This window comes from Rhodobacter sp. SY28-1, from assembly GCF_005222785.1.
In the GTDB taxonomy this organism is placed as follows: domain Bacteria; phylum Pseudomonadota; class Alphaproteobacteria; order Rhodobacterales; family Rhodobacteraceae; genus Tabrizicola.
The window spans coordinates 1,594,258-1,620,817 of the sequence record NZ_STGH01000001.1 but is presented as its reverse complement, the minus strand read 5'-3'; the positions used below and the strand labels follow the sequence as shown (position 1 = coordinate 1,620,817).

The window sequence follows — 26,560 nt, the reverse complement described above, 5'->3', positions numbered from 1 at the left end:
GGCCACGCCGCCGGGTGACCACAGCCCAATCAGGTCTGGCCGCGCCCCGGCATCCGCGATTCCCGCAAGGCCCGCAGGTCGTCCGCGCTGACCCGGGCGACCTCGACGGTTTTAACCCTTTCCGCTTCATAGCGGTTGCGGGTGCGGTCCCAGGCCAGAACGGCCGTCGCCCCAAACCAGCACGGCCCCCACAGCACATAGGCAATCGCCGCCGACAGCGGCACCCAGCGGATCGGCTTGATCTCGGTCGTGCTGATCTTCAGCAGGTCGCTGAACATCAGCTGCAGTCCAGTGGTGACCGCTTCGACAAGGACGGTGAAGAGGCCCAGCATGAAGAACCCGGTGACCCAGATCGCCCAGGCCGTCAGGGCCGAGAAGAAGCCTTGGCCAAAGCCGTAGATGACCCCCGGATCGCGGCCATGATTGGTCGCCGCATGCGCGAGCGCCGCGGTCGGTACCGACATCGCCGCCTGAAAGCCGACCAACAGGGCAAGATACACCAGAAACGCCGAGGCCGGCCCCCAGGGAATCGGGTTCTTGGTGCCGGGCAGTTCCGCATTCTCGCCGATGCCGAACCAGCCCAGAACGATGGCAATGGCCATCGCGACGATCAGGATCATCAGGCTGGCAAAGACGTACATGAAGCCCAGGGCCAGGCTGGACTTCACCAGCTTGACGATATCGGGCTCATTGCCCACCCCATAGGCTGTCAGGGCGCAGCGGTAGACAATGATCGTGTAGAACGCCGTCAGCCCGGTCGAGAACACGATCCCCAGGACCGGGATCATGCTGAGGAAGACGAAGGGGATGCTCATCACCACGACGATGGGAAGAACGAATACATAGTGCCACAGGGTCATCACGGACAGCGGCAAGGAACGCAGGAACAACGGCAAGACAAACCTCGGAATAGCCAACGCATGCCAGCCGGAAAGGACTGGCACCCGCCAGACGATGCCAATGGCCCCGCGCTGCCGCAAGCGCGAGGACTATGGCAGCCGAAACTATCCTTGGTTGTGTTGCAGGCCGGACATCACGCCCGGCCCCTCGTCACGCCTCCAGCGCCTCAAGCTCGTCGATGAAACCGGCGATCATCGACAGGCCCTTGTCCCAGAACTTCGGATCGCTGGCGTCCAGGCCGAAGGGGGCAAGCAGGTCCTTGTGGTGCATCGACCCGCCCGCCTTCAGCATGGCGAAGTACTTGTCCTGGAATCCCGGCAGGCCCGAGGCATAGACCGCATAAAGCGCGTTCACCAACCCGTCGCCGAAGGCATAGGCATATACGTAGAAGGGCGAGTGAATGAAATGCGGGATATAGGCCCAGAAGGTCTCGTATCCGTCCATGAACTCGAAGGCGTCGCCCAAGGACTGCGCCTGAACGCTCATCCACAGCGCGTTGATGTCTTCGGGCGTCAGCTCGCCTTGCGCCCGGGCTGCGTGCAGCTTGCATTCGAAGTCGTAGAAGGCGATCTGGCGGACGACCGTGTTGATCATGTCCTCGACCTTGCCAGCCAGCAGGGTCTTCTTCTCGGCCGGTGTCTTGGCCTGGTCCAGCAGCTTGCGGAAGGTCAGCATCTCGCCGAAGACGGATGCGGTTTCGGCCAGCGTCAGGGGGGTGGAGGACAGAAGCTCCCCCTGCCCGGCCGCCAGAACCTGATGCACCCCATGGCCCAGTTCATGAGCCAAGGTCATCACGTCGCGCGGTTTGCCGAGGTAGTTGAGCATGACATAAGGGTGGACCGTTGTGACGGTCGGGTGCGCGAAGGCCCCGGGGGCCTTGCCTGGTTTGACGCCCGCGTCGATCCAGCCCTTGTCGAAGAACGGAGCGGCAAGATCGGCCATCCGGGGGTCGAAGGCGGCATAGGCCTCGGTCACGGTCTTCCGCGCCTCGGGCCAGTCGACAATGCGCGGCGTCTCCGTGGGCAGGGGGGCGTTCCGGTCCCAGACCTGCAGCTTCTCCAGCCCCATCCACTTGGCTTTCAAGCGGTAGTAGCGGTGCGACAGCTTCGGATAGGCCGCGACGACGGCGTTGCGCAGCGCTTCGACCACCTCGGGCTCGACATGGTTCGACAGGTGGCGGCCATGCTGCGGCGTCGGCATCTTGCGCCAGCGGTCGTGGATTTCCTTTTCCTTGGCCAGCGTGTTGTGGATGCGGGCGAAAAGCTTGATATTCTTGTCGAAAACCCCCGCCAAAGCCTTCGCCGCCGCCTCGCGCCGAGCGCGATTGGCATCGGTCAAAAGATTCAGCGTCGCCTCAAGGTTCAACTCCTCCGGCTCGCCCTCGACGGTGAACATCAGGCCCGCCATCGTCTCGTCGAACAGCTTGTTCCAGGCAGAGGCACCAACGACAGACTCGTCATGCAGGAACCGCTCCAGCTCGTCCGACAGCTGGTGCGGCCGCATCGCGCGCATCCGGTCGAAGACGGGCTTGTAGCGGGCCAAATCCGCGTTCTGGGCCAGGAGACGGGCCAGATGGTCATCGTCCAGCCGGTTGAACTCCAGGCTGAAGAACACCAGGGGCGTGGTCGCCGTCGTCACCTTGTCCTGCGCGTTGCCCATGAACTGGGCGCGTTCCGGGTCGATGGTGTTCTGGTAATACCGCAGTCCCGCATAGGACATCAGCCGCCCGGCGATCACCTCGATCCGTTCGTATTCCTGCACGCAGGCGAGCAGCCCCGCCGCATCCTGACGGCCAAGGCGGCCCTCGTAGGTCTTGGCAAAGGCCGCGCAGGCGCGTTCCAGTTCCGCCATGTCGGCGGCGAACTCGGGGCCGTCGGCGGACGGATAGAGGTCGGTCAGGTCCCAGTCCGGCAAGTCCCCGAACCCGCCCCCGCTGGCATTGGCGTCGAACACGGGCTGGGGCAGGTGCAGGGTCATGGCAATCTCCGAAAAGCGTTCACTGTCATCTATGGCGTGGACCGGCCCGAGAAAACCCCCGGACCCCTCCTCGTTCGACTTCGTCTCCTCGTCGTGAAGCGTCCCCCCAAGCGAGGAGTGACGCAGTCATCGACGAGCGACATCTCAGATCTCGACGGCCACGTCGTAGACGCGGTCCATCATCGCCTGCGTGCCCTTCACGAACTCCAGCGGGCAGGGATAGGCCACGCCCTCGCGGACCGTGCGGCCAAACGCCTCGACCTGCAGCTTGTAGTGGTTCGCCGTCGGAAACCGCTCCACCGTTACCCGGTTGCCGTTCTGGTGCAGTTCCACTTCGGCCAGATCGTTGACGTTGGCGTTGAAGCAACCGCCTTCTAGCCGGATCATCCCCTTGGTGCCCTGGAACGTCGCCACCTGCCGGTTGTACATCCGCATCGAGGTCATCGAGCCATAGGTGAACCGCCCGCGCGGACCCTCCATCGTGGCCGCCACTTGCGCAAACGTGTCCACCCCGTGGTCGCGGTGGATGCGGGCCGAGATGTCCACTGGCTCTGCCCCGGTGACGAACCGCATCGAGCCGAACGTGTAGACCCCGATGTCGCGCAATGACCCGCCCCCGGTTTCCGGCTTCATCCGGATATTGCCGGTGTCGGTCAGGTTGAAGCTGAACGCCACATCGGCATGGACCAGATCGCCGATCTCGCCCGCCTCGAACCATTCCTTCGCCCGCTTCCACTGCGGATGATGCACGATCATGTAGGCCTCGGCGGCCAGAAGCTTGGTCCGGTCCCGCGCCGCGATGATCTGGTCGATCTCATGCGCCTTCAGCGCGATCGGCTTTTCGGTCAGCACATGCTTGCCCGCCGCAAGGGCCTTCAGCGTCCATTCCACATGCATGTGGTTCGGCAGCGGAATGTAGACCGCGTCGATGGACGGATCGGCCAGCAGCGCCTCATAGCTGGAATGCACGGTCAGGGTCGGGCAAAAGATCTGGAACCCCGCAGCCTTGGCCGGATCAGAGGTTGCCAGCGCAGCAAGCTCTGCCCCGTGGGCGGCATGGATCGCCGGAGCCATATGCTCACGCGCGAAATTGGCGGCACCAAGCACGCCCCATCTGACTGGTTTCATGGAATCCTCCCCAAGGCTTTGCGGCCACTAGGTCAGGTTTTGCGCTAACCTTCAACCCGTCGGAAGCGCAGGAAGGTCATCAGCCCGAAGGGCGACACCTGACGGCTTTCCTCAAGCCGCAGCTTCGGATGGCCCAGGACACGTTCGATCGGAAAGTCCGAATGCCAGCCCAGAAGGTTCGCCAGGGGCGCCGCCAGCCGTTCGGCAAAGGTCCAGCCCTCGGCGCGTCCGGCAAAGTGGTTGGCGATCATCACCGAGCCACCGGGGCGGCAGACCCGCGCCATCTCGTCCAGGACCCGCTCGGGCTCGGGCACGACCGACATGATGTGCATCGCGGCCACATGGTCGAAGGCCGCATCCGGAAAGGCGATCTGGCGCGCGTCCATCTCGTACAGCCCGGCCAGGTTCTTCAGCCCCCGCTTCTTCGCCCGCGCTGCCGCCTCGCGCAGCATCTCGGCCGACAGGTCGATCCCGGTGATCCGGACATTCGGAGCGTAGTAATCCAGCGCCAGCCCGGTTCCGATGCCCACTTCCAGCACCACCCCGCCCTGCGCGTTGACATGATCCGCCGCAAGGATGCGGCCCCCTTGGGTGATCCGGCCAAAAGTCAGGTCATAGACCGGGGCCCAGCGACGATAGGACTTCTGAATCGCGTCGATCTGCATCTGTCTTCCGTGAAAAATTCCTTTGCCGGGGGGACTTTGCCCAGCTTCGGGAAGATTGCAAGTAAAAGACGCAACTTAAGCGTGTGTCAGCCGACCGGGGGTTTCCGCATCCCGCGCAGCGCCAGCCAGAGGACTCCCGCCAGATAGGCCATGCACAGGATCAGCAGAGTGACCCAGGGGTAGGTCAGCACTGCCGCCACGACCACCACAGCCCCCACCAGCACATAACGCGCCATGTCCGTGGCGATGGTGATCCGCTTCAACGACGGCGTCCGCACCCGGCTGATCATCAGCGCGCCGATGCCCACCATCCAGGCCGCCACGATCACCGGATGCACGTGCAAGGTGCGGCCGGTGGCAAATTCCAGATACAGCGGCGACAGGACCAGCAGCGCCCCCGCCGGGGACGGCACCCCGATGAACGCGGTCTTCTCTGCCGCCTCGCCCACCGCGACCTTGGAGCCGACGTTGAACCGCGCCAGTCGCAGCATGCAGCAGACCGCGTAAACCAGCACCGCGATCCAGCCAAGGCTCGTCTCGGGACGCAGGCCCCACAGGTACAGGACCAGCGCCGGAGTCACCCCGAAGTTGACGAAATCGCAAAGCGAGTCGAGTTCCGCCCCGATTGCGCTTTCCGATTTCAGCATCCGCGCCAGACGCCCGTCCAGCCCGTCCAGCGCCGCCGCGACCCCGATGAGCAGGACCGCCAGCGTGAAGTTCCCGGCAATCGCATAGCGGATCGCCGTCAGCCCGGAACACAGCGCCAGGATCGACACCAGGTTCGGCAAAAGCTTCAGCAGCAAAAGCTGGCGCGGTGCGTCGGACGGCTTGCGGTCCATAGTCACTCCACCCGGGCCGCGCGGGCCGGGGCGTCCTGCCCGATCAGCGCGATCACTGTCTCACCGGCGCACATGGTCTGACCCAGAGCGACTTGCGGGTGAACCCCCTCGGGCAGGTAGACATCAAGTCGGCTGCCGAACCGGATCAGGCCAAAGCGTTCGCCGGTCCGCACCATCTCGCCCGGCTGTTTCCAGCACATGATCCGCCGCGCGACCAGACCCGCGATCTGCACCACGGCGATCTTGCGGCCGTCCGCCATCTCGATGGCCAGTGCATTGCGCTCGTTCTCCTCGGAGGCCTTGTCCAGCGAGGCGTTAAAGAACTTGCCGGGCCGGTAGGCCACCGCCGTCACCTTGCCGGCGATGGGTGCGCGGTTCACATGGCAGTTGAAGACCGACATGAAAACCGAAACCCGGACCAGAGCTTCGGGGCCCATCCCAAGCTCGGACGGGGGCACAGCGCGTTCGATCAGGCTGACCACCCCGTCGGCCGGACTGACCAGCAACCCCGTATTGACCGGGACCGCGCGTTTGGGGTCGCGGAAGAAGTAGTAGCACCAGACCGTCAGGCCCAGGCCCAGCCAGCCCAGCGGGTCCCAGATCCAGAACAGGACCAGCGAGACCACCGCAAAGACGGGAACGAACTTCCACCCCTCGGGGTGCATCGGCTTGAGAAAGGTGTCAATCATGCGCATCGGATGTCTCCGTTGTGAGAAGGCTCGTAGCTCTTGATCGCCGTCGGAGCAATGCCGAATGAGGTCACGCACGCCGCATGACGCCGGATTGACCTTGGTCAAGGACGCCGGACCCAACCCGGTTTCCTATGTTCCGCGGACAGGAGAGGCGGGATGCGGCGCAGGAATCTCTTGAAACTCGGGACAGCTGCCCTGGTCTCGGCCGGTACCGGCGCAGCGATCTGGGATTACCGCCGGGTCCTGCATGACGCCCGGGCCGCGATTGCCGCCGCTGGTCCCTCCCTCCGGGCCCCAAGCCGAATCGGGCCGCAGGAGTATGCCGATGTCGGAGACGGCCCACCGCTCCTGATGATCCACGGAACCGGGGGCGGTTTTGACCAGGGCCTGCTCTTCGCCCGCCGCCTGATCCAGCAGGGCTTCCGGGTGATTGCGCCGTCACGGTTCGGCTATCTGGGCACGGCCTTTCCCGCCGATCCGGGACCCGAGGCCCAGGCCGATGCGCTGGCCGACCTCATGGACAGCCTGGGTCTGGACCGGATTCCCGTCATCGGCGGATCGGCCGGGGCCATCCCGGCGCTGGCGTTTGCTCTGCGCCACCCCGACCGGACCCGGGCACTGGTGCCCATCGTGCCCGCAACCTTCGTCCCGGGACGTCCCGCGCCACCGCCCCCCAATCCGCTTGCCGCCTGGATCATCGAACACGGTCTTCGCTCGGATGCCCTGGTCTGGGCCGGTCTTCGTCTGGCGAGACGGCAGATGATCGCGACACTCTTGGCAACCGATCCGGATCTGGTGGAAGCCGCCGCACACGACGAACAGGACCGCGTGTCCGCGATCCTGCATGGCATCCTTCCGGTCAGTCTGAAGTATGAGGGCCTATTGAACGACGCCCGCTGGGCGGCCGCTCCACCGGATTTTCCGCTGGACCGGATCACCGCCCCAACGCTTGCGATCTCGGTCGAGGACGACCGCTTCGAAACCGCGGCCGCGGCACGACACATCGCTGCGACAGTGCCCGGCGCAGAGGTGTGGATCCTGCCTGAAGGCGGTCACGTCTGGGTGGGCCATGACCAAGAGATCATGGCCCGCATTGGCGATTTCCTTCGGCAAGTCGGATAGCCGTCCCCGCTTTACGCAGGGATTGCCATCCCCTTGCCCTTGGCCAGTTCGCGCATCTTCGCCTGCAACTTCTCGAAGGCCCGTACCTCGATCTGGCGGATGCGCTCACGGCTGACGCCATAGCTTTCCGACAGTTCCTCCAGCGTCACCGGGTCTTCAGCCAGGCGGCGCTGCATCAGGACGTCCTTTTCGCGGTCGTTCAGCACGGACATCGCCTGCACCAGAAGCGCGCGGCGGGCGTCCAGCTCGTCCTTTTCCTCATAGGCCTCGGCCTGGTCGGAATCCTCGTCCTCCAGCCAGTCCTGCCACTGCGTCGCACTTTCCCCGTCCGAGCCCACGGTCGCGTTCAGCGATGCGTCCGAGCCCGACAGCCGGCGGTTCATGTCAATGACCTCTTCCTCGGTCACCGACAGGTCCTTGGCGATCTGCGCCACGTTCTCGGGGCGCAAGTCGCCTTCCTCCAGCGCGCCGACCTTGGCCTTCGCCTTGCGCAGGTTGAAGAACAGCTTCTTCTGCGCCGAGGTCGTGCCCAGTTTCACCAGGCTCCACGACCGCAGAATGTATTCCTGGATCGACGCGCGGATCCACCACATCGCGTAAGTGGCCAGCCTGAACCCCTTCTCCGGGTCAAACCGCTTGACCGCCTGCATCAGGCCCACGTTCGCCTCCGAGATCACCTCGGCCTGCGGCAGGCCATAGCCGCGATAGCCCATGGCGATCTTGGCGGCCAGACGCAGGTGGCTGGTCACCATCTTGTGCGCGGCCTGCGCGTCCTGATGGTCGACCCAGCGCTTGGCCAGCATGTATTCCTCTTCCGGCTCCAGCAGCGGAAACTTGCGGATTTCCTGCAGATACCGGTTCAACCCCTGTTCAGGGCTTGGTGCGGGTAGGTTCGTATAGGTGCTCATCATGCCCCCTCATTTGCCCGGTGCGTCAGCGCCCCCGGGAAGGCGATAACCTAAAGTAACCGCCACCCCCATGCAAGGGCTATCTAGCACCAAACGCTTAACGACAGGTGTGGGTCCCTCCGTCGCGCATAAAGCTTCATGTCAAGCGACTCACGCGAATGTCAGGCCGCGTCAGATCGCCACCCGCTCGCCCAGTTCGACCACCCGGTCGCGCGGCAGGTGGTAGAAGTCCGTCGGGTCCGCCGCCATCCGGCTGAGCGCGACGTAGACCTTGTCCATCACCAGCTCCACGCCCGTCCCCGTCGCCACCGCCCGCCTGCGCCCCAGGAAGAAGGTCGAGGCCATGACGTCGAACTTCAGCCCTGCCGCCCGCGCATGCGCCATCGCCCGGCTGACGTTCGGCGTCTCCATGAACCCGAACCGCAGGATCAGCCGCACGAAACAGCCGCCCAGCGGCTCCACCGTCGCCCGTTCCTCGGCCGTGGCATAGGGCACACGCAGGGTCTCGACCGTCAGCAGCACCGTCTGCTCGTGCAGGACCCGGTTGTGCTTGATGTTGTGCAGAAGGGCCGAGGGCACCACCTCCGGGTCGCCCGTCAGGAAGAAGGCCGTGCCCGGGATCACGTTGACCGACGAATTCCGCATCATGCGCACGAAACTGCCGACCCGGATCGCCAGCTTCGCCACCCGCGCCTTCACCGCCTGCGTCCCGCGCCACCAGGCCCACATCAGCATCCCGACGACCGCCGCGACCACCACCGGCACATAGCCGCCATCGCCGATCTTCACCGCGTTCGAGGCCAGGAATACCAGTTCCACCCCCAGGACCGGCGCCGCCAGCAGCACGGCCAGCGGGGCCTTCAACCGGCCCGAGCGGATCAGGTAAAGCACCCCCAGGATCGAGGTCAGCACCATCGTCCCCGTCACCGCGATGCCATAGGCCGAGGCCAGCGCCGAGGACGAACCGAAGGACAGCACCAGCCACAGCACACCCGCAAGCAGCAGCCAGTTGATCGCCCCGATGTAGATCTGCCCGCTTTGCCCCTCTGCCGTGTGCACGATGCGCAACCGCGGCAGGAAGCCCAGCTGGATCGCGCCCCGCGCCATGGAGAACGCCCCGGTGATCACCGCCTGGCTGGCAATGACCGTGGCGGCAGTCGCCAGCACGACAAGGACCGGAAGCAGAGCCTCGGGCGCCATGGCAAAGAACGAGTTCTCTGCCAGATGGGGATGCGCCAGCACCATCGCGCCCTGGCCCAGGTAGTTCAGCACCAGGGCCGGAAGCACCAGCCCGAACCAGGCCAGCATGATCGGCTTGCGGCCGAAATGCCCAAGATCGGCGTACAGCGCCTCGCCCCCGGTCACGGCCAGGAACACCGCGCCCAGCACGACGAAGGCCACTCCGGTATGGTCCAGCAGGAACCCAAGCCCCCAGACCGGGTTGAACGCGGCAAGGACCGACGGCTCATCGGCGATATGCCACAGACCCAGACCAGCCAGCGCCAGAAACCAGACCACGCAGATCGGACCGAACAGCGCCGCCACGCTGGCCGTCCCCCGGCGCTGCACCATGAACAGCGCGACCATAATGCCAAGGGTGATCGGCAAGACATAGGTCGACAGCGAGGGCAGGATCAGGCCCAGCCCCTCGACCGCCGACAGGACGGAAATCGCCGGCGTGATCGCCGCGTCGCCCGCGAACAGCGCCGCGCCCGCCAACGCCAGCAGCAGCACGGGAACAGACCGTTTCCCCGCCGCCAGCCGGACCAGGGTATACAGGGCCAGGATGCCCCCCTCGCCCCGGTTGTCGGCGCGCAGCAGGAAGAAGACGTATTTGACCGTCACGATCAGGATCAGCGTCCAGATCAAAAGCGACAGGATCCCCAGCACCTCCGGCGCGCCGGGGCTGGCCGCCCCGGTGGCCCGGATCGCCTCGCGGAAGGCATAGATCGGTGAAGTGCCGATGTCGCCGTAGACCACTCCAATCGCGCCCAGCGTCAGGGCCGCGATCCCCTGCCGCCTGGTCTCGTCGGTGTGGATGTCGTCGGCGTCCTGCTCGGCCCTGAGATAGTCCGAGATATCCAGCGCCTCCTCGTCGAACAGGGGCAAGGCAGGCTGAATCTCCCGCGGAATCGGGTCATGGATCATGGGTCACCCTTGGGTGCTTGTCTGGATTGACGGGGGGGCAGGCTTTATCGGCTGATCCGGATCAGGAAGCACCGCAGGGTCGCAGTGGTCCGCTCCGTTCCCCCCCTGGCAGGAGGGGTAAGCATGGCTCCGATGCCGGTACCGACTCGAGGGTCGGCAATGCGGGTGTGGTACGCCGATAACAGGCTTGTGACAAGATGCTGCAAGTGCACGATGGCCGAACCCCGCCCGGGCGGCGACGCGGTCCGAAGGGCGCGGCCCCAGGCGACATACCATCCCACGTCGGGTTTTCCCAACCGGACAGCGCGGTCAGGATCGACTATCCCACGCTGGACACAGGATATTCCCAACAAGGCTCGCCATGTTTTCCCTTCGCCCCCACTTGCCGACCGCGCTGCCCCTTCTCGTCTGCGGACTGGCCCTGCATCTGCCCACGGCGGCCCTGGCCTATTACCCCTGCAACGGGCCGGGACCGGGTGAGGTGCTGATCGGCGTCGATCCCGGCGGCAACGGGATCGCGCCCACGCCGCTTTGTGAATATGTCGGCGAGGACGGCGGCGGTGGCGGCGATCCGGGCGGCTACTGGGTCGACCAGTACGCCACGCTGGTCTGGGGCACCGATCCGAACGGCGGGCCGACCTATTCCTGGTATATGAACGCCGCCAGCCAGTCCGAAGCGGACAACGGCGCGCTCGCCCAATGCCAGGCCTCGGGTTTCCGCGATTGCCGGATCGCGATGGGCGTGACGAACGGCGCCATCGCGGTCGCCATCGACAATGGCGGGTCAATGCACACCGACTGGGGCAAGGACGCCCGTCAGGCAAAGAAGAAGGCGCTGCGCTACTGCAAGCAACAGGGTGGCAAGGGCTGCAAGATCGAAGAAGTCCTGGAAAGCCCGGCGGCCTGGGTCAGCAACTGATGCGGCCGGGGCCGGAAAGCCCCCCAGGCATTTGCTCTCGTCCCGAATACTCCCGCCGGAGGCGTCCGCAATCGCCACCCGCGCAAGGCCCGGCCAGATGGGCCGGGCCCTGCCCGAAAGCCTAGCCCTGATTGTCCAGCTGCGCCCGGACGGACAACCGCCCCAGCCGCGAGATGCGATAGGGCCCGCCGCCTTCCGAGGCGATCAGCCGCTTGCGCCGCAGGCGCCGGAAGATGTCCAGCGTGCAATCGGCCAGGATGAAGCCGTCACGGGTGACACAGAGGATGTCGTCGATCCTCTTGCCGTTCCGCGAATGGTCGATGCGCCCGCCCAGGGCGAGGACGTGCAGCACCCGCTGCTCGGTCCGTGAGATGTTCATTTGGGTAAGTCCGAAGTGTCGTGCCATGCCGTACCGGACGCAGGCAGATGCGCTGCATCAGGTCGTTCATGTCATCCCGTGGCCCCGGCAAGCGGGGCGGATGACGTCAGCAGGCGAATACAATCTCGGACATAAGACGCACTCCGGGGCCAGGCTCGGCCCGTGCGGCCGGACTTATAGCCGACCCAAATCCCTTGCGTAAGGGATTTGACAAGTTTCTTTCTCAAGAAATTTGGGGCCCGTGGCGGAAGACAAGACCTTTCCAGAAGCTTAACAGAAAAATTCAAGTCCTTGATTTTGCCTGTCTTGCAGCGTTTGTCCACCGTGGACACATCCCGGGCCTACCCCGCCCGCAGGGCCTCCATCAGCCGGGCCATGTCCCCCGGGAGGGGCGAGGTGAACTCCAGCCGCTCTCCGGTCACCGGATGGTCGAACCCCAGGCTCGCTGCATGCAGGGCCTGCCGGGGAAAGCTGTTCCCGACCTCGGCCCCCTGCCCGACCGCCTTCTCCGACAGCCGCTTCTTGCCGCCATAGGTCGGGTCGCCCACCAGCCCGTGCCCGGCATAGGCCAGGTGAACCCGGATCTGATGCGTCCGCCCGGTCTCCAGCCAGCAGTCGACGAGCGCTGCCTGGCCCCCGAACCCCTCCACCACCCGCGCCCGGGTGACGGCATGGCGCCCCTGGTCCCAGACCACCGCCTGCCGCTGCCGGTCGGTCTTGTGCCGGGCCAGATGCGTCGCAATCCGCAGGATCCCCCCCGCCTCAAAACTGATCCCCCGCAGCCCCCGCAGCCGCGGATCGGCGGCCGAGGGCACCCCATGGACCACCGCCAGATAATGCCGGGTGACCGAGTGATCCTCGAACTGCCGGGCAAGCCCATGATGCGCCCGGTCCGATTTCGCCACCACCAGCAGCCCCGAGGTATCCTTGTCGATCCGGTGCACGATGCCTGGCCGTCTTTCCCCCCCGATCCCCGACAGCGTGTCGCCGCAGTGATGGAGGAGGGCATTGACCAGCGTCCCCGCGGGCGACCCCGGCGCGGGGTGGACCACCATTCCGGCAGGCTTGTCGATGACGATCAGGTCGGCGTCCTCCCAGACGACCGAGAGGGGGATGTCCTCGGCCCGCGTCTCGACCTCTGCCGCCGGGTCCAGGCGCAGCAGATAGACCTCGCCCTCGGCGACCTTGGCCTTTGGATCGGTCACCGGTACGCCGTCCCGGCTGACCGCCCCCTCGGCGATCATCCGCATCAGGCGCGACCGGGACAGCGCGGCTTCCTCTGGCACGGCAACGGCAAGAGCCTTGTCAAGCCGGGCGGGGGCATCCTCGCCGATGGTGACGGCCAGGCTTTCCCCCGGGCCGACACCAACACTTGCGACTGCGTCGTCGTCCTCGTAAGGCTCATCCATGTCCGATCCCGTCCCGCCTGCCATCGCGCCCGACGCCCCCGAGGCCCCCTTGCCGCCCAGCCTGCGGCTTTTGAAGTGGCTGGTCATCCTCTTGACCCTGACGATGATCGGCGGGGTCATAACCGTGGTCGGCCTGCTTGTCACGCGCATGCCCCAGGCTTTCAGCGCGCAAGCCCCCTCCCTTCCGGAGGGCCTGACCCTGCCCGAAGGCGCCGAGCCAGCCGCCATTACGTTCGGCACCGGCTGGATCGCGGTCGTCACGACAGATGATCGTATCCTGATCTATGGCAAGAACGGCACCCTGCGTCAGGACATTCGCATTTCCCCCGATCCCGGCCCTTGACCGACCGCACAACGATGGGGCTACACTCATTCCAATCGTTGCAACCATTGGTCGTCCCGGCAGATGCCCCTTTTCGCCAGACTTTCGAATGCCGATGGCGAGCGGTTGCGCGACGAACTGGCAAGGCAGTACCGGATCATCCGGGGTGAGTTTGCCTTTCGCCTGTTTCTGGTCGCCGTGGCCTACGGCCTGTGCAGCCTTTACGTCTGGCCCGCTCTCATGCTGGTGCTGTTCTGCGTCGAACTGATCGGCGAGTTCGCGTCGCAGCGACTTCTGCGCGGCCTTGACCCGATCCGGTCGCCCGGGCGCTATTTGGCCTTTCTCTTCTCGCTTGTCCCGATGGAAGCCGCGATCATCTCGGCCGCCGGGATGGTCTGGCTGCAGGACGATCCCTATGCAAAGGCGATCTCGGTCGGGATCGTCATGGGGGCGCTTTTGCACCTCACCACGGTCAGGTCCATCCACCTGATCCTCGGCTGCGTTGGAATGGTCACAGCGGGAGCAGTGGCCCTGACCTTCAACGCCTATCACTGGATTTCCCTGGGCAACTGGATCGGCCTGGCAGTGTCCAGTGTCACGGCGATCGTCGCGATCGGCTATGCCCTGACCGCCATGGTGTCGAACCACCGTCTGCACCGCACCGGCGTCGAAGCGACGATGGCCGCCCGGGCAGCCAACGTCGCCCAGGGGCGGTTCCTGGCGCAGATCAGCCATGAACTGCGGACGCCCTTGAACGCGGTGATCGGCCTTGGCGAGATCGAGGCCGCCACCGCAACCGGCCCCTCGCGGCAACGCCTGCGCACTGTCGTCACCTCGGCCCGCGACCTGGCCGTGATGCTGGACGATGCCGTCGACTATTCCTCGTTGACCGAAGGCCGGGTCACGATCACGCCACGCCCCGTTGCCGTGCGCGCCGAGCTTTCGGCCAATCTTCTGGTCTTCGACCTGCAGGCCCGCAACCAGGGTCGCGAGCTTCTGGTGACGGTCGAACGCGACGTGCCGACCAACCTTCTGATCGACAGTCAACGCGTCCGGCAGTGCCTTGGCAACCTGGTCGGCAATGCGCTGAAGCACTCCTCGCGCGGGCCGGTGTCGGTGACGGTGCGCTATGCGCGCTCCCGGCTGGTGATCGATGTGGCCGACCAGGGCAAGGGCATCCCACCCGCCCTGCACGAACAGGTGTTCGAGCCGTTCTACCGCGGCTCCAGCGAAACGCCCGGGGTCGGGCTGGGCCTGTCGATCAGCCGGGCCGTGGCGCGGCAGATGTCGGGCGACCTGGTGATCGTCCCCACCGCGCAGGGGGCTACATTCCGTCTGACGGTGCTCGCCCCCGAGGCAGAGGCGGTCGGGCAGCGGACAGGCGCGGCCGACCTGCAGGACCGGACGGTCCTTGTCGTCGACGACATCGCGACGAACCGGCTGGTCGCAAGCCAGCTTCTGATGGCCTCGGGCGCCCGGGTGATCGAGGCGGCAAGTGGCTTCGAGGCGCTGGAGCGGCTGACCCAGGGGGGCGTGGATGCGGTGCTTCTGGACCTGATGATGCCGGAAATGGACGGGGCCGAGACCTTGCGACGGATACGGGCCAGCTATGGCAACCGCATTCCGGTAATCGCGATGACGGCCGATGTTCTTGCGGTTCGGCGTGACGATCAGCTGCGTGTCGCGCTGGACGGCTTTCTGGCCAAGCCGATCCTGCCCGAAGCCCTGCGTGAGGCACTGGGTCGGGTCTTGCCCGGGGGCTGACCCGGGGCGCGATAGCGGCAGGCGATGTCGGTCGCGGACATGACGCGGGCTGGGGGCGCGGCGCAGGCTGACCCCTAAGGCGGCAAGAGGGGACCCCTGATGATCGGCGATCTTGGCGTGACGGATGCAACGGCGCTGGCCGACCTGGTGGCGCGGCGCGAAGTGTCGCCGTCCGAACTTCTCGACGCGGCGCTTGCAGCGGTCGAGGTGCGCAATCCGGCGATCAATGCGGTCGTCCTGATGCAGGAAGGCGTGGCGCGTCAGGCGATTGCCGATGGCCTGCCGCCGGGCCCCTTCCGGGGGGTGCCGTTCCTGATCAAGGACCTGGGGATCGAGGCGAAGAATTTTCCGTCGCACAACGGCTCACGCCTGTTTGCCAACACAGTTTATCCGGGCGATTCCAGCATCTTCCAGCGGATCAAGGCGACAGGCGTGGTGACCTTCGGGCGCACCACTTCGCCTGAGGGGGGGATTGGTGCAGCGACCGAAGCTGCCGTCTACGGCGGGCCGACGCGGAACCCCTGGAACCTTGAGCATACCTCGGGCGGGTCCTCCGGCGGGGCGGGGGCAGCAGTCGCGGCGGGGATCGTGGCCTTTGCGCATGGGTCGGACGGCGGCGGGTCGGTGCGGATTCCCGCGTCCTCCTGCGGGCTGTTCGGCTTCAAGCCGACGCGCGCGCGGTTGCCGGACGGGCCTTATGCGGGCGAAGGCTGGGCGGGCATGGCCATCGACGGGTTCCTGTCCCGGTCCGTCCGCGACACGGCGGTAATGCTGGACGCCTGCGAGGGGGCGGACCTGGGCGCCCCCTATGTCGCGCCGCCGCTGGTGCGAAGCCACTCTGACGCCATCGCGCGGCCGCCGCGCCGCTTGCGGGTGGCGATCTGCGACACGACGCTGACGGGCGAACCGATCCACCCCGAGGTGGCCGAGGCCGTGCGGGCGGCGGGGCGTCTGCTGGAAGGCCTGGGTCATACCGTCGAACCGGCCCGCCCCAAGGCGGATGTCGCGATGATGATGCGGGCCTGGACCGATATCGTTGGCGTCGGGACCGCCCTGTCGATCCGGTCCAAACTTGGCGACCGTGCGCCCCGGTCCAATGAGGTAGAGGGCGTGGGGCGCGGTGCATGGGCCTATGCCCAGACCTTGCATCCGACGCGCTATCTGGAAGCGGTCGGGGAAATCCACGCCTTTGGCCGCCAGATGGCCGGGTTCTTCGATACGGGGCCGGACATCCTTCTGACCGCCACGCTGGCCGAGCCCCCCGCGCCGGTCGGCCGCTTCAGCCACGCGACCGAGGATTACCTCGGCTATCGGGTCGGTCCGGAGGGCATCTTCGCCTATTCCCCGTTCTGCGCGGTCTTCAACGCCAGCGGTCAGCCAGCCGCCAGCCTGCCCCTCGGCTGGTCACAATCCGGCCTGCCCATCGGCATCCATCTGGCCGCGGCCTTCGGTCAGGATGAGCTTCTGATCAGCCTCTGCGCGGAAGTTGAGCGTGCGGCCCCATGGGCAGCGAAAAGAGCGCCGATGGACGGATAGTCCAGAACGAATCGCTTGTCGTGCAAGAAGGTTTCCGCCCAATATGATCAAATGACGGAACAGCATTGGGGGTGCTTGTGGCCGGTGAAGTGACCATCTCTGCCCGGAATGTCGTCAAGGCATTCGGGCAGGGCGCAGGTGCCGTCAGGGCGCTGGACGATGTGTCGGTCGATATCCGGCAGGGCGAGTTCTTCACGCTTCTGGGTCCATCGGGCTGCGGCAAGACCACGCTTCTGCGCCTGATCGCCGGGTTCGAGATGCCGACCGAGGGCACGATCCTGCTGGACGGCACCGACATCTCTACCCTGCCGCCGAACCGGCGTCCGGTGAACACGGTGTTCCAAAGCTATGCCCTGTTCCCGCACCTGACGGTCGCGCAGAACATCGCCTTCGGGCTGGAAATGCTCGGGAAACCCGGGGCCGAGGTGAAGGCGCGCACCGCCGCGATGCTCGCCCTCGTCAAGCTGGAGGCTATGGCGACCCGCAAGACCAGCCAGTTGTCGGGCGGACAACAGCAGCGCGTGGCTCTGGCCCGTGCGCTTGCGCCGCAGCCGAAGGTGCTGCTTCTGGACGAGCCCCTGAGTGCGCTTGACCTGAAACTGCGCAAGGAAATGCAGATCGAACTGAAGCGGCTGCAACTAGAAACTGGCATCACCTTCATCTTCGTCACGCACGATCAGGAAGAGGCCCTGACCATGTCCGACCGCATCGCGGTGATGAGTGCGGGCAAGATCCAGCAGGTCGGCACGGCGAAGGAAATCTACATCCACCCGAAGAACCGCTTCGTCGCCAGCTTCATCGGCGAGACGAACTTCCTGACCGGCACCGCCGAGGCTGGCGCGCTGCGCTTGGCGACCGGCGACCGGATCGACGTGCCGGGGATGACGCCGGGCGGCACGGTCACGGTCTGCGTGCGCCCCGAACAGCTGCGCCTTGGTCCAGCCGAGGACGGCGCGATCAAGGCCCGCGTCCGCACGCTGGTCTACTTTGGCACCGACACGCATTGCCATCTTGCCCTGTCAGACGGGACCGAGATCGTCGCGCGCCTGCAAAGCCCCGCCTCGGGCGACGCGGGACTTGCCGAGGGGCAGGAGGTCGGCGTGACCTTTGCCCCCGGCGCGGTCCAGCGGGTGGAGGACTAGGGATGAGCCCCGCCGAAGACGCCGTCCGTCAGCGATCCGACCGGAACGGCTGGCTTCTGGTGACCCCTGCGCTGGTCGTACTGGCTTTGGCCGCGATCCTGCCGCTGTTGGTCATGCTTGTCTATTCCTTCCTGGCCCCCGGCGATTTCGGCAATGTCGAATGGGAGTTCTCAACGGATGGCTGGACGTCGATCCTGTTCCAGCGTGACATCTTTGACGGCACGCTCAGCCTGGCCGATGCCCATCTGACGATCTTCTGGCGCTCGCTCTGGCTGTCGACAGTGACGACGCTGCTGGCCTTCGTGATCGGCTTTCCCACTGCCTGGTTCATCGCCACCCGCCCCGTGCAGCAGCGACCGATCTGGCTGTTCCTGGTGACCCTGCCGTTCTGGACCAACCTTCTGATCCGAACCTTCGCGATCCTTGAGGTGATCCGGTCCGAGGGCCTGATCAACTCGGCCCTTATGGGTTTGGGCGTGATCGAAGAACCGATCCAGATGCTGTACACCGATGGCGCGGTGCTGGTCGGGATGGCCTATGTCTATCTGCCCCTCATGGTGCTGCCGCTTTACGCGGCCATCGACCGCTTTGACATGCGGATGCTGGAGGCCGCCTACGACCTTTACGCCAGCCGCTGGCAGGCCCTGCGCCGGATCGTCCTGCCGATCGTCAAACCGGGGATCGTGGCGGGGTCGATCCTGGTCTTCGTCCCCTCGCTGGGCGCCTATGTCACGCCGCGCGTGCTGGGTGGCGGCAAGAACATGATGATCGGCAACTTCATCGAGCTTCAGTTCGGCCAGGGCCGCAACTGGCCGCTGGGTGCCGCGCTGTCGATGACGCTTCTGATCATCGTGACCATCGCCCTTCTGTTCTACGTCCGGGCCGCCAACCGACCGAGGGCGGATCATGGCTGAACGCTTTGCCATCAATCGCCTGCCGGGCTTTACCACCATTGCCGTGCTGGCCTTTCTGGCGCTGTACATCCCGATCATCACGCTGGTCTTCTTTTCGTTCAACGCCGGCAAGACCGTGATGGGCTGGGACGGCTTTTCCCTGCAATGGTATGCCGTGGCCTGGGGCAATGTGGCCGTGCAAGAGGCCGCCTGGCGGTCTGTGGTCATCGCCTTCTGGGCGACGCTGATCGCGACGACGGTGGCAACGATGGCCGCGCTTGGCACAACGCGCCGCCGACCCTTCAGGGGGCAGACCGCTGTCTACGTGGCCATCAACCAGCCCTTGATGGTACCCGAGATCGTGACCGCCGTCGCCCTTCTGATCGTCTTCGCCTGGGTCAAGGTCCAGTCGGGCTATCAGGGTCTGGGCTACCTGATCCTGGCCCATGCCGCCTTTTGCATCCCCTTCGCCTACCTGCCGATCCGCGCCCGGCTGGAGGGGATGGACCTGTCGCTTGAAACCGCGGCCGCCGATCTCTATGCCACCCCTTGGCAGACCTTCCGCCGGGTGACGCTGCCGCTTCTGGCGCCGGGGATCGTCGCAGGCGCGATGCTGGCCTTCATCACCTCGCTGGATGACGTCGTCATCACCGAATTCGTGAAATCTGCCGGACAGGACACCTTGCCCACCTACATGCTGGGGCAGCTTCGCCGCGGCGTGACACCCGAGGTGAACGCGATCTCGACCGCCCTTCTGGGGCTTACCGTGGTCATCCTGACCGCATTCTTCCTGCTAACCCGCGAACGGCGCTGACAGAAGACGCCGTCGCTCAACAAGGAGACGACCATGAAACGCACATTGACAGCCCTCGCCCTGCTTTGGGCGGCAAGCCCGGCTTTTGCCGAAGGCGAGTTGCAGCTGTTCAACTGGGGCAACTACACCAGCCCCGAGCTTCTGGCCAAGTTCGAGGCCGAGACCGGGATCAAGGTCACGGTCACCGATTATGACAGCAACGACACCGCGTTGGCCAAGGTCGAGGCGGGTGGAGCGGGCTTTGATCTGGTCGTTCCATCGGCCAACTATGTCCCGATCTGGATCGAGAAGGGCCTAGTGACCGAGCTGGATCTTTCCAAGCTGCCGAACCACAAGAACATCGCCCCGGAATGGATGAACATCGACTACGACAACGGCCGGAAATACTCGGTTCCGTGGCAGTGGGGCACGACCGGGGTTGCGGTCAACAAGTCGGTCTACGCGGGCGACGTGAACACCAGCGCGATCTGGCTGGACCCGCCGGAAGAGCTGAAGGGCAAGATCAACGTCACCCCGGAAATGAACGACGTGGTGGCGCTGGCGACGATGTATGTCGGCGGCGAGCCCTGCACCGAAGACACCGAAGTCCTGAAGAAGGCCCGCGATGCGCTTCTGGCCGCCAAGCCCTACTGGATGTCGATGGACTACGGCATGGAAGACAAGATGGCCACCAACGACGTCCCGGCCTCGGTCTACTGGAATGGCGCGATGCTGCGCGCGCGGCTGAAGAACCCCGACATCGTCTATGGCTATCCGAAGGAAGGCTACATCGTCTGGATGGACCAGGTAATGCTGCTGAAGGACGCCAAGAACGTCGAGGAGGCTTACAAGTTCCTCGACTTCATCATGGTGCCGGAAAACGCCGCGATGATCAGCGCCTTTGCCCGCTATGCCAACGGAATCGCCGGGACCGAAGAGTTCATGCCCGACGACATGAAGGGCGCGCCCGAGCTGGTGATCCCGGCAGAACTGGTCGACGAGGGCCATTTCATCCCGACCTGCGGGCCGAAGGCGCAGGAATACATCACCGCGATCTGGACCGAGTTGCAGAAGTAAGCGCGTCTCGCTTCGGCAGAGCGGGGGGTTTAACACCCCCCGCCACGCCAGCGGCTGCTTGAACCAATGGCGCAGCCGCTGGCACATCCGTGAGATGTTTATGGAAGAGAAAGCGATGCTGGAGTGGTCGGCGACAGAGCTTTCGGCGGCGATCCATGCGCGGAAAGTGTCTCCGTCCGAGGTGATGACGACCTGGCTGGCGCAGGTTGAGGCCGCGAATGGCGCGGTGAATGCCATTGTCAGCCAGCGCGACCCCGATGCTCTGATGGCCGAGGCGCGGGTGCTGGACGATCAGCAGCCCTCCGGCTGGCTGCACGGCATTCCCTTTGCGGTCAAGGACCTGGTGGCGACCGCCGGGCTGCGGACGACCTGGGGCTCGCCGATCTGGAAGGACCATGTCCCTGTCAAGGATGACCTTGTCGCCGGGCGGCTGCGGGGTGCGGGGGCGGTGATCGCCGCCAAGACCAACGTGCCGGAATGGGGCCAGGGCTCGCATTCGTTCAACCCGGTCTTCGGCGTCACGCGCAACCCCTATGACCTGACCCGCAGCGCCGGCGGCTCGTCGGGCGGGGCAGCGGCGGCTCTGGCGACCCGGATGGCCTGGGTGGCGGACGGGTCGGACATGATGGGGTCCCTGCGCAACCCGGCGGCCTTCTGCAACGTCTACGGCTTTCGCCCGACCTGGGGCCTGGTCCCGCAGGATGCGGAAGGCGAGACCTACCTTGGCACCCTGTCGACCGAAGGCCCGATGGCCCGGACCGTGGAAGATATCGCCCGGCTGCTGGAAGTCCTGGCGGGCGAGAACCCCGAGGCCCCCTTTCCCCGCACCGTCCCTGACCTGTTGTCCGGATTGGACCGTGGCATCAAGGGCTGCCGCATCGGCTGGCTGGCCGACTGGGGCGGGGCCTATCCGATGGAGCCGGGTATTCTGGATGCTTGCGCCGCCGGACTGTCAGTGCTGGAGGAGCTTGGTGCCGAGATCGTCCCCCTCCCCCCGCCCTTCCCGGCCGAGAAGCTATGGTCGTCCTGGGTCACCCTGCGCGCCATGCTGAACGCCGGGTCCAAGCGGGCTCTGGCCGAAGACCCGGCCAAGCGCGCCCAGACCAAACCCGAGACGCTGTGGGAAATCGAACAGGGGCTTGGGCTGTCGGCACAGGCGGTCTACGAAGCGAGCGTGATCCGCAGCCGCTGGCACGCCCATGCGGCGCGGCTGTTCGACCGATTCGACGCCGTGGTGCTTCCGTCGGCGCAAGTCTGGCCCTTCCCGGCCGACTGGCGCTGGCCCGAAACCATCAATGGCAAGCCGATGGACACCTATCACCGCTGGATGGAGGTCGTCGTCCCCGCCAGCCTGATCGGATTGCCCGCACTTTCGGTCCCGGTCGGCTTTGGCGCGCAGGGCCTGCCAATGGGGATGCAGATCATCGGTCGGTCAGGCGATGATGCCCGCGTGCTGGCCTTCGGCCAGGCCTATCACCGGGCGACCGAATGGCCGCAGCGCCGCCCGCCCTCTCTGGCATCCGGACCCGCGCCGCGCTAAGGCTTGGCCAAAAGGGAGGCGTCGATGATCCTGGGGCATATCGGGGCGCGCAAGGGCTCGAAGGGCGTGCCGGGAAAGAACTTCCGCATGCTTTGTGGCAAGCCGCTGATCGACTGGTCGCTGGACCAGCTGTTCGCCAATCCGCGGGTCGGGGCGGTCGTCGTCTCGACCGATGACGAGGCGATCTATGACCACGCGGTCAAGCGCGGCGCGCTGGCAATCGGCCTGCGTCCAGCAGAGCTTGCCACCGACACCGCGCCGAAATGGGGGGTCTGGCAGCATGCTCTGGCGGCAAGCGAGGCGCTGGTGGGTCCGGTCTCGGCCTTTCTGGATCTCGACTGCACCTCTCCGCTGCGGCTGCCCGAGGACGTCGATGGCGCGCTGACACTTTACGAAATCGAACACCCTGACATGGTCATGAGCGTCTGCGAGGCACGAAAGAATCCATATTTCAACCTTGTCGAACCGGACAAGACCGGCGCGCTCCATGTGTCGAAACCACTGCCCGGCGGGGTCTGGGCCAGGCAGGACGCGCCGGTGGTCTATGAGCATGTGGGCCTCGTCTATGTCGTCGACCCGACCTATCTGCGTCGCGCGAAGACAATCTACGAAGGCCGGGTGATCCCATACGTCCTGCCCGCCGAACGCTGCCACGACATCGACACGCCTTATGACTTCAGATTGGTCGAGTTCCTGTTGTCCGAACAGCTGAAGGACGGAATCGTCAAGGCTTGAGCAGAGGCTCCAGCGCGGCCAGGGTCCGCCGCGTCGCCCCGGAATGGGCCGCCATGAAGGCTTCCATGGCGGAAGGCGCGGGATCGGGCCAGGTCAGCACGTCCTGCACCAGTTTCTCGGCAGTGGTCTGACGGCAAACCCCGGCGGCAATCGCCTCGACCGCCGGATACTCGATGGTCTGAATCTGTGGCCCGACGATGACTGGGCGCTGCAGGGCCAAGGGCTCGATGATGTTGTGCGACCCCTTGGGCTGGAAGCCGCCGCCGACCACCACGCGGTCCGACAAACCCAAGTAGAAATACATCTCGCCGAGCGAATCCCCCAGAAGCACGTCAATGGGCGCCTGCGACTGCTGGACGAACTTGCGGCTGAACCGGGTGCTGCGGCGATCGAACAGCACCCCTTTTTCCGCCAGCATCCGTGCCACCGCATCAAAGCGTTCCGGGGCGCGGGGGATCAGGATGACGAGCGGCGGCGTGCGGACCGACAGGATCTCACGCGCAGCAGCAATGAACAGCGCCTCCTCCGCCTCTGTTACCGAAGCAAAGGCGATAACGCGCCGGGGGCCAAGACCGGGACGCAGGGCCTTTGCCGCCGCGAGATGCGCCGCCGGGATCGGCTGGTCAAAGCGCAACTCTCCCGTCACGGTGATGTTGTTGACCCCCACGGATGCAAAGCGTTCCGCCTGCAGGTCGGATTTGACGAAGGCCCCGGCAAAGCCGCGCATCATCGCGGGTCGCAGCCCGAACCGCGCGTCCCGCACCATGGAATCGCTGGGATACTGCGCGTTGCACATGAACAGAGGCACACCCGAGCCTTTGGCGGCAAAGATCATTCGCGGCCAGATCTCGATCTCCATCACCAGACCCAGCTTGGGGCGGAAGGCTTTGAAGAACCCCGAGTAAGCCCATGAAGTTTCAAACGGAACCCAGACCACGGCCATCCGGCCTGCGGCGATATCCGCAGCAAATACCGCTTCCGCCTCGCGCCGCCCGGCGGGGGTGAAATGGGTGGTGACCACCCGTTCGCCCCGGTCCAGAAGCGCCCGGACCAGCGGCACCGCCGACCGCATCTCTCCCAGGCTGACCGCATGGACCCAGACCGCGCCCGGCATCTCTTGGCCATAGCGTCCGAACCTCTCACCCACGGCCTGCGCGTAAAGAGGGTCCTTCCGGCCCCGGCGCCAGAGGTAAGCCAGCATGACCGGAAGGCCCAGATGCCAGGCCAGGGACCAGAGGCGCAGGAACAGCCAAAGCCTCATGCCATCCCCCCCAATTCCAGCAGTTCGGCGGCAAGCCCGTCCACGCCACCTTGTGCCGCATCCGAGAGCATCTTCGCACGGGCGGCCATGGCGGAGTGATCAGCGGTCAACGCCGCGCCAAGGCTTTCGGCTCCGGCCTGCAGGGCGGCGCCATGTTCATGCAGCGCGGCGAAATCGGCGGCGAAATTGGCCGTGCGCGGGCCGTGCAGGATGGCCGAGCCTGACGCCGCGGGTTCCCATGGATTATGGCCCTCGGTCATGCCGAACGTGCCGCCGATCACCGTCACGGGGCACAGCCTATACCACAGGCCCATCTCGCCCAAAGTGTCGACGATCCAGACATCCGCCGTCGGCCCTTCGCCGGTGCTGCGACGGGTGGCGGTCAAGCCAAACTCACCGACATGGGCCGCGATCCTCTCGCCGCGCGCGGGGTCACGCGGTGCGATGAGAAGCAGGGGACGATGCTGGATGGTGGGCAGGGCCGCCAGCACCACGGCCTCGTCCTCGGCATGGGATGAGGCCAGCAGCACCGGGTTCCGTCCGACCAGCGCGGCACGCGCCTGGGCCAGGGCCGCGGGATCGGCGGCGAGGGCCGGTGCGGCGGCCTTGAGCGACCCGGTGACACGGACGCCCTGTGCACCCAGCTCCGCAAGGTGGCGCCCGGTCGCTGCGTCTTGCGCCGTGATCACGCGGAACCGGGCGAAAAGATCGGCGTAAAGCCCCCGCCAGCGCCGCCTGCGGGCATGGGCATCGGCGTTCATCCGGGCGTTGACCAGCGCCAGCGGAATCCCTCGCCGCGCCGTGGCCACCACCGCGCCGGGCCAGAGGTCCTGCTCCGCCCAGACGGACAGCGCGGGGCGCCAGTGGTCGAGGAACCGGCCCAGATAGCCCGGCGCATCCAGCGGCAGGAACTGGTGCCGGGTCCGGGGCGGCAGGTTCGCGCCGAAGACTTCGGCCGAGCCGCGCGTGGTCGAAGTCACCAAGAATTCCACCCCAGGTGCCCGCGCGGCCATCGCCCCGATCAGCCCACGCAGCGCGAGGATTTCACCAAGACCTACCGCATGTAGCCAGACAACCGGCCCCTCCGGGCGCGGCAGGCTCGGCTCGCCCAGCTTTTCGCGCCAGCGGTCAGGGAGTTCCTTGCCCTTTGCCAGCCGCTTGTCCAGCAGCACGGTCGCCACAAGCGGTATTGCGTGGCTCGCCGCAAGGTAGGCCCGGAGCGCGGGACCAGTCGGGCAAGGCGTTGTCCTAGTCACGGAACGCCTTCTGCAGGCTCAGGTCCCAGAATTCCGGCTGCGCCAGGACAGCGACAAAGCGTTCGGCCGCCGAGCCTGTACCAAAGCCCTCATGCTGCTCGGTCGCCCGACCCCAGTGCGCTTGCAGGAAATCGAGGATCACCGCCCGGTCGCCCGCCTTGCAGGTGATGACCGAGGGCGCCTCGGCCCGGTTGGTCTGGCGCGTGCCCACGTCCAGCGACGGCAGGCCAAGGAACGGCGCCTCGCGCACGCCAGCGCTGGAATTGCCGACCAAGCAGGCCGCGTTCTTCATCAGTTCGGAAAAATGCGCGAACCGCATCGAAGGCAGCACCCGGAACCGCGCCTTCGGCAGGCGGTCCAGCACCGCAAAAATCTCGGCCGAGCCGGGGTCGTTGTTCGGCGCGATCACCACGAAATTGCGCCCCGACGCCTCCAGCGCGCCGAACAGGTCCGCCGCCTGCTGGCCGATCGTGTCCTGTTCCGAGGTCACCGGATGAAAGACCGCAATACCGTAGTCGGCGAACCCGATGTCATACCGCGCCCGCACCTCGTCCAGCGTGACACCCGAGGGCCGTGCGTGGAAGTCGAGTTCCGGCGAGCCGATGGTGTGGATCGTCTCCTCGGGTTCGCCCAGCGCCATCACCCGCCGCGCCGCCGCCTCGGACGACACGAAATGGCAAGCGCAGAGCTTGGAACAGCAGTGCCGGAACACCTCGTCAATGGTCCCCGACACCTCGCCGCCCTCGACATGGGCCGAGCGGATGTAGTTCGTCGCCGCCACCAATGAGGCCGCCAGCGCCTCGATCCGGTCGCCGTGGATCACGATCAGGTCGGGGCGGTTTTCGGTGACATAGTCGGAAAAGCCCATCACCGTCTTCGCCAGGATCACGTCCTGCGGATCGCCGGGCCGCTGGTTCAGGAACTCATGCACCCCCACCCCGGACATCCGCCGCACTTCGTTCACCGTCAGGCCATAGCGGTCCAGCATATGCATGCCGGTGACGAAGAAGGTAACCCGATGCCCGGCATCGCGGGCAGCGATGGCCAGGGGTTCCAGCTTGCCGAAATCGGCGCGGGTCCCGGTGAGGAAGAGGAGGTGGCGGGTCATGCTTTGCCTGTTGCGGCGGGATCGAAGCCTTGGCTTACCGTCTAAGC

The 26,560-nt window shown here is 65.9% G+C and carries 24 protein-coding genes; 11 read left to right on the top strand and 13 right to left on the bottom strand.

All coding sequences use genetic code 11. From position 1 onward, the window contains the following. Positions 1-29: 29 nt before the first annotated feature. The 6 genes from E8M84_RS08060 to E8M84_RS08035 all read right to left on the bottom strand — a co-directional run bounded on the left by E8M84_RS08060 (position 30) and on the right by E8M84_RS08035 (position 6,264). Positions 30-860 carry a hypothetical protein gene (locus tag E8M84_RS08060; protein ID WP_137110606.1) on the bottom strand — a complete coding sequence of 277 codons (831 nt, stop codon included), beginning with the start codon at positions 858-860 and terminating at the stop codon, positions 30-32. 190 nt (positions 861-1,050) lie between these two features. Continuing rightward, positions 1,051-2,877 carry a M3 family oligoendopeptidase gene (locus tag E8M84_RS08055; protein WP_137110605.1) on the bottom strand — a complete coding sequence of 609 codons (1,827 nt, stop codon included), beginning with the start codon at positions 2,875-2,877 and terminating at the stop codon, positions 1,051-1,053. A gap of 144 nt (positions 2,878-3,021) precedes the next feature. Then, a complete protein-coding gene (locus E8M84_RS08050) occupies positions 3,022-4,005 on the bottom strand; it encodes a Gfo/Idh/MocA family protein (protein ID WP_137110604.1) in 984 nt (327 codons plus the stop codon). 44 nt (positions 4,006-4,049) lie between these two features. Beyond that, positions 4,050-4,670: a class I SAM-dependent methyltransferase gene (locus E8M84_RS08045; protein WP_137110603.1), complete on the bottom strand. Its 621-nt coding sequence runs from the start codon at positions 4,668-4,670 to the stop codon at positions 4,050-4,052. A gap of 86 nt (positions 4,671-4,756) precedes the next feature. Further along, positions 4,757-5,509, bottom strand: coding sequence for a CDP-diacylglycerol--serine O-phosphatidyltransferase (pssA, locus tag E8M84_RS08040; RefSeq protein ID WP_137110602.1), 753 nt, complete (start codon positions 5,507-5,509; stop codon positions 4,757-4,759). Between the two features lie 2 nt (positions 5,510-5,511). Next, positions 5,512-6,264, bottom strand: coding sequence for a phosphatidylserine decarboxylase (locus E8M84_RS08035; RefSeq protein WP_276607116.1), 753 nt, complete (start codon positions 6,262-6,264; stop codon positions 5,512-5,514). 93 nt (positions 6,265-6,357) lie between these two features. Between E8M84_RS08035 and E8M84_RS08030 the strand changes: the two genes are divergently transcribed. Then, positions 6,358-7,323, top strand: a complete 966-nt coding sequence (locus E8M84_RS08030) for an alpha/beta fold hydrolase (protein WP_137110600.1) — start codon at positions 6,358-6,360, stop codon at positions 7,321-7,323. An 11-nt stretch (positions 7,324-7,334) separates the two neighbouring features. Here the strand turns inward: E8M84_RS08030 and rpoH are convergent, their stop codons facing one another. After that, positions 7,335-8,231, bottom strand: a complete 897-nt coding sequence (gene rpoH / locus E8M84_RS08025; RefSeq protein ID WP_137110599.1) for an RNA polymerase sigma factor RpoH — start codon at positions 8,229-8,231, stop codon at positions 7,335-7,337. A gap of 171 nt (positions 8,232-8,402) precedes the next feature. After that, a complete protein-coding gene (locus E8M84_RS08020; RefSeq protein WP_137110598.1) occupies positions 8,403-10,379 on the bottom strand; it encodes a potassium transporter Kup in 1,977 nt (658 codons plus the stop codon). A gap of 361 nt (positions 10,380-10,740) precedes the next feature. On the opposite strand from E8M84_RS08020, the gene E8M84_RS08015 reads away from it, so the two are divergent. After that, a complete protein-coding gene (locus E8M84_RS08015; protein ID WP_137110597.1) occupies positions 10,741-11,298 on the top strand; it encodes a DUF4189 domain-containing protein in 558 nt (185 codons plus the stop codon). Between the two features lie 121 nt (positions 11,299-11,419). Here E8M84_RS08015 and E8M84_RS08010 read toward each other — a convergent pair whose 3' ends face one another. Further along, complete coding sequence (locus tag E8M84_RS08010) at positions 11,420-11,677, bottom strand: YjhX family toxin (RefSeq protein ID WP_137110596.1); 258 nt, start codon at positions 11,675-11,677, stop codon at positions 11,420-11,422. 341 nt (positions 11,678-12,018) lie between these two features. Next, positions 12,019-13,086 carry an RluA family pseudouridine synthase gene (locus E8M84_RS08005; RefSeq protein ID WP_137110595.1) on the bottom strand — a complete coding sequence of 356 codons (1,068 nt, stop codon included), beginning with the start codon at positions 13,084-13,086 and terminating at the stop codon, positions 12,019-12,021. Here E8M84_RS08005 and E8M84_RS08000 point away from each other — a divergent pair. The 9 genes from E8M84_RS08000 to E8M84_RS07960 all read left to right on the top strand — a co-directional run bounded on the left by E8M84_RS08000 (position 13,085) and on the right by E8M84_RS07960 (position 22,888). Then, positions 13,085-13,429: a DUF6476 family protein gene (locus E8M84_RS08000; protein WP_170971872.1), complete on the top strand. Its 345-nt coding sequence runs from the start codon at positions 13,085-13,087 to the stop codon at positions 13,427-13,429. The genes E8M84_RS08005 and E8M84_RS08000 overlap by 2 nt on opposite strands. A 63-nt stretch (positions 13,430-13,492) precedes the next feature. Beyond that, a complete protein-coding gene (locus E8M84_RS07995) occupies positions 13,493-15,172 on the top strand; it encodes an ATP-binding protein (protein WP_137110594.1) in 1,680 nt (559 codons plus the stop codon). A 99-nt stretch (positions 15,173-15,271) separates the two neighbouring features. Continuing rightward, complete coding sequence (locus E8M84_RS07990; protein ID WP_137110593.1) at positions 15,272-16,708, top strand: amidase; 1,437 nt, start codon at positions 15,272-15,274, stop codon at positions 16,706-16,708. A gap of 95 nt (positions 16,709-16,803) precedes the next feature. Continuing rightward, positions 16,804-17,850 carry an ABC transporter ATP-binding protein gene (locus E8M84_RS07985; RefSeq protein ID WP_276607115.1) on the top strand — a complete coding sequence of 349 codons (1,047 nt, stop codon included), beginning with the start codon at positions 16,804-16,806 and terminating at the stop codon, positions 17,848-17,850. A gap of 2 nt (positions 17,851-17,852) precedes the next feature. After that, entirely contained in the window at positions 17,853-18,764 is a 912-nt protein-coding gene (locus E8M84_RS07980; RefSeq protein WP_137110591.1) for an ABC transporter permease, read from the top strand. Further along, positions 18,757-19,557, top strand: coding sequence for an ABC transporter permease (locus E8M84_RS07975; protein ID WP_137110590.1), 801 nt, complete (start codon positions 18,757-18,759; stop codon positions 19,555-19,557). The genes E8M84_RS07980 and E8M84_RS07975 overlap by 8 nt, the downstream gene beginning before the upstream one ends. A gap of 33 nt (positions 19,558-19,590) precedes the next feature. Continuing rightward, positions 19,591-20,613 carry an extracellular solute-binding protein gene (locus E8M84_RS07970; protein ID WP_137110589.1) on the top strand — a complete coding sequence of 341 codons (1,023 nt, stop codon included), beginning with the start codon at positions 19,591-19,593 and terminating at the stop codon, positions 20,611-20,613. Between the two features lie 94 nt (positions 20,614-20,707). After that, positions 20,708-22,153, top strand: coding sequence for an amidase (locus E8M84_RS07965; protein ID WP_346763683.1), 1,446 nt, complete (start codon positions 20,708-20,710; stop codon positions 22,151-22,153). A 24-nt stretch (positions 22,154-22,177) separates the two neighbouring features. Next, complete coding sequence (locus E8M84_RS07960; RefSeq protein WP_137110588.1) at positions 22,178-22,888, top strand: cytidylyltransferase domain-containing protein; 711 nt, start codon at positions 22,178-22,180, stop codon at positions 22,886-22,888. Here E8M84_RS07960 and E8M84_RS07955 read toward each other — a convergent pair. The 3 genes from E8M84_RS07955 to neuC form a co-directional block, all read right to left on the bottom strand. Beyond that, on the bottom strand, positions 22,878-24,149 hold the full coding sequence (locus tag E8M84_RS07955; RefSeq protein WP_137110587.1) for a 3-deoxy-D-manno-octulosonic acid transferase: 1,272 nt from the start codon (positions 24,147-24,149) through the stop codon (positions 22,878-22,880). The genes E8M84_RS07960 and E8M84_RS07955 overlap by 11 nt on opposite strands. Continuing rightward, positions 24,146-25,321, bottom strand: a complete 1,176-nt coding sequence (locus E8M84_RS07950) for a 3-deoxy-D-manno-octulosonic acid transferase (protein WP_170971871.1) — start codon at positions 25,319-25,321, stop codon at positions 24,146-24,148. The genes E8M84_RS07955 and E8M84_RS07950 overlap by 4 nt, the downstream gene beginning before the upstream one ends. A gap of 76 nt (positions 25,322-25,397) precedes the next feature. Beyond that, positions 25,398-26,513, bottom strand: coding sequence for a UDP-N-acetylglucosamine 2-epimerase (neuC, locus tag E8M84_RS07945; protein ID WP_137110585.1), 1,116 nt, complete (start codon positions 26,511-26,513; stop codon positions 25,398-25,400). Positions 26,514-26,560 lie beyond the last annotated feature (47 nt).

Excerpts from the sequence above, each read along its gene's own strand:
- E8M84_RS08050 (WP_137110604.1), bottom strand. The coding sequence starts at position 4,005 with ATGAAACCAGTCAGATGGGGCGTGCTTGGTGCCGCCAATTTCGCGCGT.
- rpoH (WP_137110599.1), bottom strand. The coding sequence starts at position 8,231 with ATGAGCACCTATACGAACCTACCCGCACCAAGCCCTGAACAGGGGTTG.
- E8M84_RS07980 (WP_137110591.1), top strand. The coding sequence starts at position 17,853 with ATGAGCCCCGCCGAAGACGCCGTCCGTCAGCGATCCGACCGGAACGGC.
- E8M84_RS07970 (WP_137110589.1), top strand. The coding sequence starts at position 19,591 with ATGAAACGCACATTGACAGCCCTCGCCCTGCTTTGGGCGGCAAGCCCG.
- E8M84_RS08030 (WP_137110600.1), top strand. The coding sequence starts at position 6,358 with ATGCGGCGCAGGAATCTCTTGAAACTCGGGACAGCTGCCCTGGTCTCG.
- E8M84_RS08060 (WP_137110606.1), bottom strand. The coding sequence starts at position 860 with ATGACCCTGTGGCACTATGTATTCGTTCTTCCCATCGTCGTGGTGATG.
- E8M84_RS08020 (WP_137110598.1), bottom strand. The coding sequence starts at position 10,379 with ATGATCCATGACCCGATTCCGCGGGAGATTCAGCCTGCCTTGCCCCTG.
- E8M84_RS07955 (WP_137110587.1), bottom strand. The coding sequence starts at position 24,149 with ATGAGGCTTTGGCTGTTCCTGCGCCTCTGGTCCCTGGCCTGGCATCTG.
- E8M84_RS07965 (WP_346763683.1), top strand. The coding sequence starts at position 20,708 with ATGTTTATGGAAGAGAAAGCGATGCTGGAGTGGTCGGCGACAGAGCTT.
- E8M84_RS07975 (WP_137110590.1), top strand. The coding sequence starts at position 18,757 with ATGGCTGAACGCTTTGCCATCAATCGCCTGCCGGGCTTTACCACCATT.
- E8M84_RS07990 (WP_137110593.1), top strand. The coding sequence starts at position 15,272 with ATGATCGGCGATCTTGGCGTGACGGATGCAACGGCGCTGGCCGACCTG.
- E8M84_RS08055 (WP_137110605.1), bottom strand. The coding sequence starts at position 2,877 with ATGACCCTGCACCTGCCCCAGCCCGTGTTCGACGCCAATGCCAGCGGG.
- E8M84_RS08005 (WP_137110595.1), bottom strand. The coding sequence starts at position 13,086 with ATGGATGAGCCTTACGAGGACGACGACGCAGTCGCAAGTGTTGGTGTC.
- pssA (WP_137110602.1), bottom strand. The coding sequence starts at position 5,509 with ATGGACCGCAAGCCGTCCGACGCACCGCGCCAGCTTTTGCTGCTGAAG.
- E8M84_RS08045 (WP_137110603.1), bottom strand. The coding sequence starts at position 4,670 with ATGCAGATCGACGCGATTCAGAAGTCCTATCGTCGCTGGGCCCCGGTC.
- E8M84_RS08015 (WP_137110597.1), top strand. The coding sequence starts at position 10,741 with ATGTTTTCCCTTCGCCCCCACTTGCCGACCGCGCTGCCCCTTCTCGTC.
- neuC (WP_137110585.1), bottom strand. The coding sequence starts at position 26,513 with ATGACCCGCCACCTCCTCTTCCTCACCGGGACCCGCGCCGATTTCGGC.
- E8M84_RS08000 (WP_170971872.1), top strand. The coding sequence starts at position 13,085 with ATGTCCGATCCCGTCCCGCCTGCCATCGCGCCCGACGCCCCCGAGGCC.
- E8M84_RS07960 (WP_137110588.1), top strand. The coding sequence starts at position 22,178 with ATGATCCTGGGGCATATCGGGGCGCGCAAGGGCTCGAAGGGCGTGCCG.
- E8M84_RS08010 (WP_137110596.1), bottom strand. The coding sequence starts at position 11,677 with ATGAACATCTCACGGACCGAGCAGCGGGTGCTGCACGTCCTCGCCCTG.
- E8M84_RS07995 (WP_137110594.1), top strand. The coding sequence starts at position 13,493 with ATGCCCCTTTTCGCCAGACTTTCGAATGCCGATGGCGAGCGGTTGCGC.